Annotated in this window: 12 protein-coding genes; 9 read left to right on the top strand and 3 right to left on the bottom strand. The window is 68.9% G+C overall.

Features of this window, described 5'->3' with window-relative positions; all coding sequences use genetic code 11:
- Window positions 1-31 precede the first annotated feature (31 nt).
- Window positions 32-1270: a S1 family peptidase gene (locus ACXC9Q_RS34380; RefSeq protein WP_457060821.1), complete on the top strand. Its 1239-nt coding sequence runs from the start codon at window positions 32-34 to the stop codon at window positions 1268-1270.
- A 118-nt stretch (window positions 1271-1388) separates the two neighbouring features.
- Window positions 1389-2987 (top strand): phosphoglycerate dehydrogenase, encoded by a 1599-nt coding sequence (gene serA / locus ACXC9Q_RS34385; RefSeq protein ID WP_457060822.1) that lies wholly within the window; start codon window positions 1389-1391, stop codon window positions 2985-2987.
- Between the two features lie 98 nt (window positions 2988-3085).
- Here the strand turns inward: serA and ACXC9Q_RS34390 are convergent, their stop codons facing one another.
- A complete protein-coding gene (locus ACXC9Q_RS34390; RefSeq protein ID WP_328519332.1) occupies window positions 3086-3652 on the bottom strand; it encodes an O-methyltransferase in 567 nt (188 codons plus the stop codon).
- A gap of 299 nt (window positions 3653-3951) precedes the next feature.
- Here ACXC9Q_RS34390 and ACXC9Q_RS34395 point away from each other — a divergent pair, with 299 nt between their 5' ends.
- Window positions 3952-5001 (top strand): 3-isopropylmalate dehydrogenase, encoded by a 1050-nt coding sequence (locus tag ACXC9Q_RS34395; protein ID WP_457060823.1) that lies wholly within the window; start codon window positions 3952-3954, stop codon window positions 4999-5001.
- 46 nt (window positions 5002-5047) lie between these two features.
- The gene (locus ACXC9Q_RS34400; RefSeq protein WP_457060824.1) at window positions 5048-6139 is read left to right on the top strand and encodes a branched-chain amino acid aminotransferase; all 1092 of its coding nucleotides are present in this window, start codon (window positions 5048-5050) and stop codon (window positions 6137-6139) included.
- A gap of 62 nt (window positions 6140-6201) precedes the next feature.
- Here the strand turns inward: ACXC9Q_RS34400 and ACXC9Q_RS34405 are convergent, their stop codons facing one another.
- Window positions 6202-6696, bottom strand: coding sequence for a hypothetical protein (locus tag ACXC9Q_RS34405; RefSeq protein ID WP_457060825.1), 495 nt, complete (start codon window positions 6694-6696; stop codon window positions 6202-6204).
- A 102-nt stretch (window positions 6697-6798) separates the two neighbouring features.
- Between ACXC9Q_RS34405 and ACXC9Q_RS34410 the strand changes: the two genes are divergently transcribed.
- The 3 genes from ACXC9Q_RS34410 (at window position 6799) to ACXC9Q_RS34420 (ending at window position 9273) form a co-directional block, all read left to right on the top strand.
- The gene (locus ACXC9Q_RS34410) at window positions 6799-7206 is read left to right on the top strand and encodes a hypothetical protein (RefSeq protein WP_328519336.1); all 408 of its coding nucleotides are present in this window, start codon (window positions 6799-6801) and stop codon (window positions 7204-7206) included.
- Window positions 7207-7450: 244 nt separating this feature from the next.
- Complete coding sequence (gene cimA, locus ACXC9Q_RS34415; protein WP_457060826.1) at window positions 7451-9040, top strand: citramalate synthase; 1590 nt, start codon at window positions 7451-7453, stop codon at window positions 9038-9040.
- Complete coding sequence (locus ACXC9Q_RS34420) at window positions 9037-9273, top strand: hypothetical protein (RefSeq protein ID WP_457060827.1); 237 nt, start codon at window positions 9037-9039, stop codon at window positions 9271-9273. The genes cimA and ACXC9Q_RS34420 overlap by 4 nt, the downstream gene beginning before the upstream one ends.
- Here ACXC9Q_RS34420 and ACXC9Q_RS34425 read toward each other — a convergent pair.
- Window positions 9260-10525 carry an MGH1-like glycoside hydrolase domain-containing protein gene (locus tag ACXC9Q_RS34425; RefSeq protein ID WP_457060828.1) on the bottom strand — a complete coding sequence of 422 codons (1266 nt, stop codon included), beginning with the start codon at window positions 10523-10525 and terminating at the stop codon, window positions 9260-9262. The two genes, ACXC9Q_RS34420 and ACXC9Q_RS34425, sit on opposite strands and share 14 nt — an antisense overlap.
- Before the next feature lie 81 nt (window positions 10526-10606).
- On the opposite strand from ACXC9Q_RS34425, the gene ACXC9Q_RS34430 reads away from it, so the two are divergent.
- Together ACXC9Q_RS34430 and ACXC9Q_RS34435 are read left to right on the top strand one after the other, a co-directional pair.
- Window positions 10607-11059, top strand: coding sequence for a MarR family winged helix-turn-helix transcriptional regulator (locus tag ACXC9Q_RS34430; RefSeq protein WP_457060829.1), 453 nt, complete (start codon window positions 10607-10609; stop codon window positions 11057-11059).
- Window positions 11060-11134: 75 nt separating this feature from the next.
- Window positions 11135-11707 carry an isochorismatase family protein gene (locus ACXC9Q_RS34435; protein ID WP_457060830.1) on the top strand — a complete coding sequence of 191 codons (573 nt, stop codon included), beginning with the start codon at window positions 11135-11137 and terminating at the stop codon, window positions 11705-11707.
- The last annotated feature ends 28 nt before the right edge of the window (window positions 11708-11735 follow it).

An 11735-nucleotide genomic window follows, 5' to 3' on the forward strand; every position in this document is an offset into this window, starting at 1 on the left:
ACGGTCTGTGCTGGTGATGGGGGAGGTACCGATGGAGGGGCGCGAGCTGCCGCGGCCACCTCGGCGCGTCCCCGCGGGCGCCAGTTCGCTCACCCAGCTGGACAGCAGTACGACGCGTGGCCCGCAGCCGCCACCGCGACAGCCGTGGCTGTTCGGCCGGATCCTGGCCGGTTTCATCGTGCTGCTGATGATCGTCGCAGGCGGTGCGGCCGCCGGCTGGTGGCTCCGCTCACAGAGCGTGCACCGCGCAGCACCGGAGGGCATCGGCACGACCAGCCCGGAGGTCACGGAAACAGTCGGCCAGGACGTCATGAAGACGGCCGGCCCGGCCGTGGTCCGAGTGCTCGCCACGACCTGCGCAGGCACCGGCGAGGCGACCGGCGCGCTGATCAACGGGGACATAGTCCTCACCGCGGCGTCCGCGATCAAGCAGCCGCTGTCGATCGTGATCGTCACCCCGGACAACCAGATCCGGCGGGCCAACCTGCTCGGCACCAGCGCGGACGGGGTCGCCGTGCTGCGCATGATCGGGCAGCTCGGCAGCACCCCGCTGCCGCTCGCGGACACGGATCCGGATCCCAAGGCGGAGCGGGCCCTGATCGGGTACACCGCGGCCGGCAAACAATCGATGCAGCGGGTCGGTTCGATCGCGGAGCCGACTCCACTCAGCACTGTGATGAACGCGACCAAACTCGGCGGCCCGGTGGTCGACAAGTCCGGCCAGGTGGTCGGAGTGGTCGTCGGCGACACGGTCCCGGCCAGCACGATCATCGGTGTCGACAAACTGCGCGGGTACGCCGCACCCGACTCCACCGGGATCACACCGGGGGACGGCACCTGCGCCCGATCCCGCGGCCCGCAAAGTGCGGTCACGCCGGAGTTGCAGGTCGCGAACACCCCGATGGCAGTGGAGGTCCAGCGGCTGCTCGGCAATTACCTGACGCTGCAGAACCGGCAGGATTTCGAAGCGGCGCAACCGCTGTACTCCAAGCAGCTGGCGAGGACGCTGACCGTGAGGAAGGATCGCGGAGGCCACCAGACGTCGTACTTCTTCGGTGCCAAGGTCACGGAGGTGCGCCCTTACGGGGTCGACGGAGCGTTTGCTCGAGTCTCGCTGAACGTGCTGTTCTCGCCGGTCGCCAAGGGCGCCGCGGGGCGGAACTGCAACCGGCTGGATTACGGCTACGAGCTGGTTCGCCGCGGGGACAAGCTGGTGATCAACGACTGGGACGAGCTGACGACCCCGACGCAGGCCTGCGACACCGAGTGACCGCGATGCGGGTCACCGCGCGGGCCTTCGAGCGGACGCGGTACCATCGGTCCAGCGGGCACAGCGCGGTGCTCTGTTCTACATGAGCCCCTACCGCTTCCAGGAGTGAGATTCCTCCATGACTGACGTAACCCGGCCTGTCGTCCTGATCGCCGAAGAGCTCAGCCCGGCCACCGTCGAGGCGCTCGGCCCCGACTTCGAGATCCGGCAGATCAACGGCGCCGACCGCGCCCAGCTGCTCCCGGCCATCGCTGACGTCGACGCCATCCTGATCCGCAGCGCCACCAAGGTGGACGCCGAGGCGCTGGCCGCGGCCAAGCGCCTGAAGGTCGTCGCCCGGGCCGGTGTCGGCCTGGACAACGTGGACGTGAAGGCCGCCACCCAGGCCGGCGTGATGGTCGTGAACGCACCGACCTCCAACATCGTCAGCGCCGCCGAGCTCGCGGTCGCCCTGCTGCTGGCCGCCGCGCGCCGCGTCCCGGCCGCCGACCAGTCGCTGAAGAACGGCGAGTGGAAGCGCAGCAAGTACTCCGGCGTCGAGCTGTTCGAGAAGACCGTCGGGATCGTCGGCCTCGGCAAGATCGGCGTCCTGGTCGCGCAGCGGCTGGCCGCCTTCGGCATGAACGTGATCGCCTACGACCCGTACGTTCAGGCCGGCCGGGCCGCGCAGATGGGGGTCCGGCTCGCCTCTCTCGACGAGCTGCTGAGCGTCAGCGACTTCATCTCGGTGCACCTGCCGAAGACCCCGGAGACGATCGGCCTGATCGGCGACGAGGAACTGCACAAGGTCAAGCCCGAGGTCATCATCGTCAACGCGGCCCGCGGCGGCATCGTCGACGAGCAGGCGCTCCACAGTGCTCTGAAGGAAGGCCGCGTGGCTGCCGCCGGCCTGGACGTGTTCGCGACCGAGCCGTGCACCGACTCGCCGCTGTTCGAGTTCGAGAACGTGGTCGCCACCCCGCACCTCGGCGCGTCCACCGACGAGGCGCAGGAGAAGGCCGGCATCGCGGTCGCCAAGTCGGTCCGGCTCGCGCTGTCCGGCGAACTGGTGCCGGACGCGGTGAACGTCCAGGGCGGCGTGATCGCCGAGGACGTCCGGCCGGGGATCGCGCTGACCGAGAAGCTCGGCCGCATCTTCACCGCGCTGGCCGGCGGCGTCGCGCAGCAGCTCGACGTCGAGGTCCGCGGCGAGATCACGCAGTACGACGTCAAGGTCCTGGAACTGGCCGCACTCAAGGGTGTCTTCGCGGATGTCGTCGAGGACAACGTCTCGTACGTGAACGCGCCGCTGCTCGCGGCCGAGCGGGGTCTCGAGGTCCGGCTCGTCACCGACCACGACAGCCCTGAGCACCGCAACCTGATCACCCTGCGCGGCACGCTCGCCGACGGCGCCCAGGTGTCGGTGTCCGGCACACTGGTCGGCGTCCGGCAGTCGGAGCGGCTGGTCGAGATCGACGGCTTCGACCTCGAGGTCGAGCTGTCCGCCCACCTCGCCTTCCTCACCTACGAGGACCGGCCGGGCATCGTCGGGCAGATCGGCCGCATCCTCGGCGAAGCGGACGTGAACATCGCCGGCATGCAGGTCAGCCGCGACCGCAAGGGCGGCAAGGCGCTGGTCGCGCTGTCGGTCGACTCGGCCATCGCGCCGGCCGTCCTGGACGACATCGCCACCGCAGTCCAGGCCGACACCGCCCGTACCGTGGACCTGGAAGCGTGAGTCACACGAACGACTGATTTACTGGAAGCGGTCAGCCGCCCGCAGGCGCATGGCGGCTGGCAAGGGCCCGGGCTCCATAGCTCGGGCCCGCTTCCTGTTCAGTGCCGGGTGGCGAGGAGTACGGCGGCGTCGGGCGCGACCATCACCTCGACGGTGGTGAAGCGCTTGTCCATCAGCCACTCCTGCCGGAGCGTGTCGACCCGGCCCTCATACATCGGCGGCCAGACCGCCGACGGCGTGAAGTCGTCGAGGACGACGAAGCCGCCGGGCTCGACCACGTCCGCGATGATGTCGCGGGCCGAGAGCTTCGCCTCGCGCGCGTCCACGAACAGCAGGGCGAACGGCCCGCGCTCGATCAGCGCGGTCCAGTCCGCCGAGACGACCTCGATCCGCTCGTCCGCGGCGAACAGCTCCGCCACCACCTGCGCCAGTTGCGGATCGCTCTCCGCGGTGACGATCCGGGTGCCCTCGCCGGCGCCGCTGCGCAGCCAGGCCGAACCGACGCCGCAGCCGGTCCCGAGCTCACCGAGCAGGCCCGTCTTCGACGCCGCGAGCGACGCGAGCAGGCGACCGGTCTCGTTCCGGGTGGAGCTGACGAATCCCCGCCGGCCGGACAGGCTGAGGGCCGCTGAAACCAGCGGCGGCAGTTCTGGAGGAGCACTCACCGGTTGAGAGTTGCACAGCTCTGGTCCAGTACCAGCACCGGGATCTCACATAGCGGGACAACCTGCCCGCATAGTGGTGAACTAGTCGTACGCCAGAGTAAATTCGGACCCGCCCTGCCGCCCGCGTCCTGTTTCGGGAGGAGCAGCATGTACGACATGTACCCAGCCAACTGGCCCGCGATCGATGCCCGGGAACGGAAGGTGACCCGCCGTCGCCGGCCGTCCCGCCTGGCGAGCGATGAGGTCAAGGCTGTCCAAGAGGCCATGAACCGCCGTGACAATGGGGGAGAACCCAAGAAGTGAGCGACAAGAAGAACTTCACGCTGGCCGTCGTTCCCGGGGACGGGATCGGACCCGAGGTGACCACCGAGGCGCTCAAGGTGCTCGACGCGGTCGCCGCACAGCACGGCGTGACGTTCGACCGGACCGAGTACGACCTCGGCGCGAAGCGCTGGCACGCCACCGGTGAGACGCTGCCGGACGCCGAGCTCGAGGAGATCCGCAAGCACGACGCGATCCTGCTCGGCGCGGTCGGCGACCCGAGCGTGCCGTCCGGGGTGCTCGAGCGCGGCCTGCTGCTCAAGCTCCGGTTCACCCTCGACCACTACGTGAACCTGCGCCCCTCGAAGGTCTACCCGTCCGTCGGCTCCCCGCTGGCGGCCCCGGGCGACGTCGACTTCGTCGTCGTCCGCGAAGGCACCGAGGGTCCGTACGTCGGCAACGGCGGCGCACTGCGGGTCGGGACGCCGGCCGAGATCGCCACCGAGGTGTCGGTCAACACGGCGTACGGCGTGGAGCGGGTGGTGCGGGACGCGTTCGCCCGGGCCCAGGCGCGACCGCGCAAGAAGCTCACGCTCGTGCACAAGAACAACGTGCTCGTGCACGCCGGCCACCTGTGGAAGCGGACCTTCGACAAGGTCGCCGAGGAGTTCCCGGAGATCGCCGTCGACTACCTGCACGTGGACGCGGCGACCATCTTCCTGGTCACCGACCCGGCCCGGTTCGACGTGATCGTCACCGACAACCTGTTCGGCGACATCATCACCGACCTGGCGGCCGCGATCAGCGGCGGCATCGGGCTGGCCGCGAGCGGCAACATCAACCCGGACCGGACCGCGCCGAGCATGTTCGAGCCGGTGCACGGCTCCGCGCCGGACATCGCCGGCCAGCAGAAGGCCGACCCGACCGCGGCGATCCTGTCCGCCGCGCTGCTGTGCGAGCACCTCGGTCTGACCGAGGCCGCGACCGCGATCGAGGCGGCCGTCACCGCCGATATCGAGGAGCGCACCGGTGCGATCCGGACCACCGCCGAGATCGGTGACGCGATCGCCAAGCGCGCTGCGGGCTGAGAGGCGACACTCGCATGACCACTTGGCCAAGAGGTACGGTGCGGCTATGAGCGCCGATCTGCAGTTCACCGTTGAGCCAACCACCCAAGCGGCCAGCGACGACCAGCGCGCCACGATCCTGGCGAACCCGGGATTCGGGCAGTACTTCTCCGACCACATGGCGATCGCCACCTGGTCCAAGGAGAGCGGCTGGCACGACGCGAGGATCACCGCCTTCGGACCGCTGGAGCTGTCTCCGGCCACCGCGGTGTTCCACTACGCCCAGACCATCTTCGAAGGGATGAAGGCCTACCGGCATCCCGACGACTCGATCCACATGTTCCGCCCCGAGGCCAACGCGGCCCGGTTCGCGCGGTCCGCGCACCGGCTCGCGCTGCCGGAGCTGCCGGAGGCAGCCTTCCTGGAGTCGCTGCGCCTGCTGGTCGAGCTGGACAAGGCCTGGGTGCCCGCCGGTGGCGAGACGTCGCTCTACCTGCGGCCGTTCATGTTCGGGTCCGACCCGTTCCTCGGTGTCCGCCCGTCCGCGCAGGTCACGTACTGCGTGATCACGTCGCCGGCCGGCTCGTACTTCTCCGGCGGCGTCAAGCCGGTCCGGATCTGGCTGAGCGAGGAGTACACCCGGGCCGCCCCTGGTGGCACCGGCGCGGCGAAGACCGGCGGCAACTACGCCTCCTCGCTGCTGGCCCAGGCCGAGGCGATCGAGCAGGGCTGCGACCAGGTCGCCTTCCTCGACGCGGTCGAGAAGAAGTGGGTCGAGGAGCTCGGCGGGATGAACCTGTACTTCGTCCTCGACGACAACTCCGTGATCACACCGGAGCTGTCCGGCACCATCCTCGAGGGCGTCACGCGGGACTCGATCCTCAAGCTGGTCACCGACCTCGGCTACACCGTGACCGAGCGGAAGATCTCGATCGACGAGTGGCGCGATGGCGCGGCCTCCGGCAAGGTCCGCGAGGTGTTCGCCTGCGGCACCGCCGCGGTGGTCACCCCGGTCGCCTCGCTGAAGTGGAAGGACGGCGACGTCCAGGTCGGCGACGGCAACGGCGGCCCGGTGACCGCGGCCGTCCGCAACGCGCTCCTCGACGTCCAGTACGGCCGCACCCCCGACCCCCACGGCTGGATGACCCGCGTCTGCTGATTCCGCTTACGTCCGAAGAACTGTGGCCTATGACCCACAGTTCTTCGGACGTTGTGCGGTGATCAGAAGCGGGTCGCCGAGCGGGCCGTTCCGCTGACGATGATCGCTAGCAGCCAGATGCCCAGGGCAACGAACGGCGCTCCGGTCCAGTGCAGGTCGGTGAAGTCCGACAACGCCTTCCCGGTGACGATGATGACTACGGTGATCACCAGCCCGGCAATCCCGGCCACCAACGCGTACGTCGACTCCGCCGGTGCCAGCAGCAACGACACCGCGAGCAGCAGGTAACCCAGCAACAGAACGACCCCGAGCGGGCCCAGCGGTGCGTCCTTCCCCGGTGCCAACCCGAACAGACTGGTCCCGCCGTACACGTCGATGGTCATGCTGGTCCCGCGATCCAGGACGAACCACGTCGGCGCGAGCACGACAAGCAACGCCAGGCCGGTCGCGAACCCCATCAGCCGGAACTGCAGTTCTTTGAGCTGGTCTGTATCTGCGGCGCGAGACAGCGGTGCCTTGAGGATCTCGATGGCGTCGCGGTCGTCCTGCTCAGGCACTGACGGTCCTCTCTCAAGCGACTGTTTCACAGCATCTTCTCAGGTCTGGGGTGCAGACGGACGGTCGCTGTCCACAGGCCGGGTTCGATAGGGTCGGGGATCATGAGCAGCTTCCCCGACGACGTCGAGGCCTACTACGCGGAGCTCGCCGAGCGGCGCTCATGGTCGCCGGAGACGGTCACCGCGATCCGCGCCACCGTCGAGCTGATCCGGGATCTCGACCGCGGCACCGCCCCGCGGACGTACGGCGCGATCGCCGACGACCACGGCACCGACTGGCTGTACGAGGCGGTCTGGCACGAGCGGGAGTGGGTCGTGGTCCGCCAGCTCGGCGTGGGGGAGGACGGCGACGTCACGCGGTACTGGTGGCAGCGGCTCGAGGACGACCAGGGCATGCTCACCGACCAGGCCCTGGACCGCGACGAATGGGGCCTGCGGCCCCTGTCCCGCGAGGATTTCTACACCGCCTGGGACGACCCGGGCTGGTCCCTGACCACGCTGACCGCCTGAACTCCGCCGTACGCGGTAGTACTGATTCGCGTACTGAATGTTCGTGATGCGAGACGCTTGCGCCATCGGGTGGACATTGTGTGGCAGACTGCTAAATGTCATGAAGAACTACCAGGTCATTATTAGCTAGGCGCGCTCAGCAAGCAGTACCTGAGCGCGCAGACCTCTCGCACCTTGCGGGAGGTTTTTTGTTTGCCCCCGAAGTCACAGTTCGAACACAGCCAGCCCCCTCGGAAGGCCGATCATGAGCATCTCGGACGAGTTCCACGTCTATGACACGACCCTGCGCGACGGGGCGCAGCAGGAGGGGCTGGCGCTGTCCGTGGCCGACAAGATCGCCATTGCACAGCACCTGGACGACCTCGGCGTTGGCTTCATCGAGGGCGGCTGGCCCGGCGCAGTGCCGAAGGACACCGAGTTCTTCGAGCTCGCGCGGACCGAGCTGAACCTGAAGAACGCGACCTTCGCGGCCTTCGGCGCGACCCGCAAGCCGCAGACGACCGCGGCCGAGGACCCGCTGGTCGCCGCGCTCCGAGACTCCGGCGCCGGCGTCGTCACGCTCGTTGCCAAGAGCCACGATGCGCATGTCGAACGGGCGCTGCGTACGACGCTCGACGAGAACCTCCGGATGATCGCCGACACCGTCCGTCACCTGCGCGAGCACGGTCAGCGGGTCTTCCTCGACACCGAGCACTTCTTCGACGGCTACCGCGCCAACCGCGCGTACGCGCTGGAAGTGGTACGAGTAGCCACCGAGGCCGGCGCCGACGTGGTCGCCCTGTGCGACACGAACGGCGGGACGCTGCCCCGGGAGCTGCAGGACATCGTCCGCGACGTCCTCGATTCCACCGGCGCGCGCCTCGGCATCCACTGTCACAACGACGCCGGCTGCGCGGTGGCGAACTCGATCGCCGCCGTCGAGGCCGGCGTCACGCACGTCCAGGGCACGATCAACGGGTACGGCGAACGCACCGGCAACGCCGACCTGCTCGCGATCGTGGCCAACCTCGAGCTCAAGCGCGAGATGGACCTGCTCCCGGCCGGCAAGCTGGCCGAGTCGTTCCGGATCGCGCACGCGATCGCCGAAGTGACGAACGTGCCGCCGTCGACCCGGCAGCCGTACGTCGGTGTGTCCGCGTTCACCCACAAGGCGGGCCTGCACGCCAGCGCCATCAAGGTGGATCCCGATCTCTACCAGCACACGGATCCGGCCCGGGTGGGCAACGACATGCGGATGCTCGTCTCCGAGATGGCCGGCCGGGCGAGCGTCGAGCTGAAGGGCCGCGAGCTCGGCTTCGACCTCGGCAACGACCGCGACCTGGTCGGCCGGGTGACCGACCGGGTCAAGGAGATGGAAGCCCGCGGGTACACGTTCGAAGCCGCGGACGCCTCGTTCTCGCTGCTCCTGACCGAGGAGGTCACGGGGAAGCGGCCCAGCTACTTCGACGTCGAGTCGTGGCGAGTGATCACCGAGTCCCGGGCCGACGGCGAGGCGGTCTCGGAGTCGACGGTGAAACTGGTCGCGGGCGGCGAGCGGGAGATCGTCACCGGTGAGGGCAACGGCCCGGTGAACGCTCTCGACCATGCGCTCCGCACCGCGATCGAACGCGCGTACCCGGCGGTGAACAAGTTCGAGCTGGTCGACTACAAGGTCCGCATCCTCGACCAGGGCCATGGGACGGACGCGGTGATCAGAGTGCTGATCGAGACCGCGGACGGCGAGGGCTCGTGGGTGACGGTCGGAGTCGGGCACAACATCGTCGAGGCGTCCTGGGAGGCGCTCGTCGACGGCTTCACCTTCGGTCTGCTGCGTCACAAGGAGGTCGCCCGATGAGTCTGCTCGCGGTCGAACGCACCCTCACGGTCTTCACCGCGCAGGTGGTCGAGGTCGAGGGGATGCTCGCGCGCATCGCCGTACTGCTGAATCCGTACGACGTCCGCGAACTCGCACTGTCGCTCGAACAGGGCGAGTTGCGGGTCGTCGTCGAGGGCAACGGTTTCGACGCCGGCCGGGTCGCTGCCCGGCTGGCGAAGGTGATCGGCGTCCTGGACGTCACGTACTCCTGAGCAGGTCGAGCGTCAACGCCGCTGTCCACGAGAAGTCCCTCGCTCCGCGGGCAGCTCCGGTGAACGGATCGACGTACTCGGCGAAGGTCGTCTCCGCGGCCAGCGCGAGTACGTCGTCCCGCAGTACATCGGCCGCCTCGTCGTGCCCGAGCTGGGCCAGGCCGCGGTGGATCAACCAGGCGGTATTGAACCAGCTCGGCCCGCGCCAGTAGCGGGATCGGTCGAAGGCCGGCCCGGTCAGGTCGTAGCTCGGCACCAGCTTGACCTTGCCGAGCTGGAACTTCGGGCCGCGCGCGGTCGCCAGCAGCTCGTCGACCTGGCGCAGCTCGGGGACGAGCAGGGGAACGAGCCCGGACACCGTGTCCGCTCCGACCAGCCGGTCGTCGTGCAGGTCGAGAGCATGAAAGTTGCCATTGGCAAAGAGCCGTTCGAGCGCCGCGGTCAGCTCGGCCGCCGCGTTCAGATGCGGAGCAGGATCGAGTGACAACTCCTCGGCGATCGAGGCGAGCGCGTGCTCCGACACGATGAGCAGCGCGTTGAAGCACGGATCTTCGAGTGCGAACTCGAACGGCGTCCGCGCGTCGTCGTACGCATGGTCCCGGTACGTCGCAGCGAGCCGGACATACCGTCCGTAGTCGAGATCCGTCGGCCGATCGGTGCCGCTGGCATGCTCGGTGTCCCTCCGGGTGAAGGAGTCCGCCGGCGCCGGTTCGACCCGTGCCAGCGCCTCGTCCCAGGCCGGGCTGTTGTCCATCCCCGACTCCCACGGATGCACCACGGCGACCAGGCCACGGCCACCGAGATCCCGGCGTTCCCGCAGATAGGCGTGCCAGGCAACGAGCTTCGGATACAGCCCGGCCAGGAAGTCGCGTCGTACCGACTCCGCCTCGTCGGCCTGGTGGGTCAACCAGACAGCGAGTGCGTGAACCGGGGGCTGGATGATCCCCGAGGTCTCGACGCCGCCGGGGGTCGATGCCTGCCAGAAGTCGGGTCCCGGGAAGTAGGCGTCCCGCGGCACGCTGGGGGAGAAGTTGATGTGCGGGATGCGTCCGTCCTGCCACTGCGAGGTGAACAGCGACTCCAGTTCGATCTGAGCGCGCTGTGGTGCGGCATGGCGCAGTCCGATCGCGATGAACGCGGAGTCCCAGCTCCACTGATGTGGGTACAGCGACCGCGACGGCACCGTCGAACGGCCCGTCCAGTTCTCGTCCAGGACCCGCGTCGCGGCGTCCCGAAGCTCCGCCAGGCTCACACGGCCTACGTGATCACACCCGGAGCAGGTCGGCAACCTCCCTGCTTAGTCAGTTCGGACTGATCAGTTTATGCTGTTCATATGAGTGCAACGATCTCGGCGTCGGCGGTGCAGGCTGCCGGCGAGGTGCGGGTGGTTTTCGGCCGCGTCACCCGCCGGTTGAAGGAGCTCGCGGACAAGGACGACCTGACCCCGTCGCAGTCGTCCGTGCTCAGTCGCCTGGACAAGGACGGTCCGGCGTCGGCCAGCGAACTGGCCGCGGCCGAGCGGGTTCGCCCGCAGTCGATGGCCGCGATCCTGTCCGCCCTCCGTGCGGCCGACCTGATCGAGCGCCATCCGGATCCTCAGGACGGCCGTCGCCAGGTCGTCTCGCTGACCACGACCGGCCGGCACCGGATCCAGGGCGATCGGAGGGTCCGGCAGGAGTGGCTGGCCCAGGCCCTGCAGGACAACTGCACGGAAGCCGAGCGGCAAACCATCGTGAACGCCCTGGCTCTCCTCGACACCGCCCTCGAGGCAGCGGCCTCGCGGTGACCCCTGCCCCGGCCAGATTCGACCGGCCCCCGCTCGCCGGGCTCGGTCGTCCACAACCCAACTGAGAGGCTCATCGTGCCCGTCACCACCCTCGACCCGAAGACCGCCCTCGTGGTCGTCGACCTGCAGAACGGCGTCGCCGTCCTTCCCGGCGAGCCGCATTCCACCGCGGACGTGATCAACCGGACGGCGGAGCTCGCCGATGCGTTCCGCAAGCACGACCTCCCAGTCGTCCTGGTCCGGGTCAGCTTCGCCGCCGACGGTTCCGATCGCCTACCCGGGCGCACCGAGCTCCAGCGCCGGACCGGTACGCCGACCGCCAACGCCGCCGAGATCGTCGACCAACTGGCCGGGCATCCCGAGGACATCATCGTCACCAAGCGGAACTGGGGCGCGTTCTACGGCACCGACCTCGACGTCCACCTGCGCCGCCGCGGTGTCACGCAGATCGTCCTGACCGGAATCGCGACCAGCATCGGCGTCGAGTCGACCGCTCGCGCCGCCTACGAACACGGCTACAACGTCACCCTCGCCACCGACGCGATGACCGACCTGTCCGCCGACTCCCACGACCACGCCCTCACCCGGATCTTCCCCCGCCTGGGCGAAACCGGCACCACAGCCGAGATCATCGCGCTGCTCGGCTGACTGCTCGTCACCCTGATAACGGCGCGGG

This window comes from Kribbella sp. CWNU-51 (assembly GCF_054073265.1).

Excerpts from the sequence above, each read along its gene's own strand:
- ACXC9Q_RS34380 (WP_457060821.1), top strand. The coding sequence starts at position 32 with ATGGAGGGGCGCGAGCTGCCGCGGCCACCTCGGCGCGTCCCCGCGGGC.
- serA (WP_457060822.1), top strand. The coding sequence starts at position 1,389 with ATGACTGACGTAACCCGGCCTGTCGTCCTGATCGCCGAAGAGCTCAGC.
- ACXC9Q_RS34400 (WP_457060824.1), top strand. The coding sequence starts at position 5,048 with ATGAGCGCCGATCTGCAGTTCACCGTTGAGCCAACCACCCAAGCGGCC.
- ACXC9Q_RS34410 (WP_328519336.1), top strand. The coding sequence starts at position 6,799 with ATGAGCAGCTTCCCCGACGACGTCGAGGCCTACTACGCGGAGCTCGCC.
- cimA (WP_457060826.1), top strand. The coding sequence starts at position 7,451 with ATGAGCATCTCGGACGAGTTCCACGTCTATGACACGACCCTGCGCGAC.
- ACXC9Q_RS34420 (WP_457060827.1), top strand. The coding sequence starts at position 9,037 with ATGAGTCTGCTCGCGGTCGAACGCACCCTCACGGTCTTCACCGCGCAG.
- ACXC9Q_RS34430 (WP_457060829.1), top strand. The coding sequence starts at position 10,607 with ATGAGTGCAACGATCTCGGCGTCGGCGGTGCAGGCTGCCGGCGAGGTG.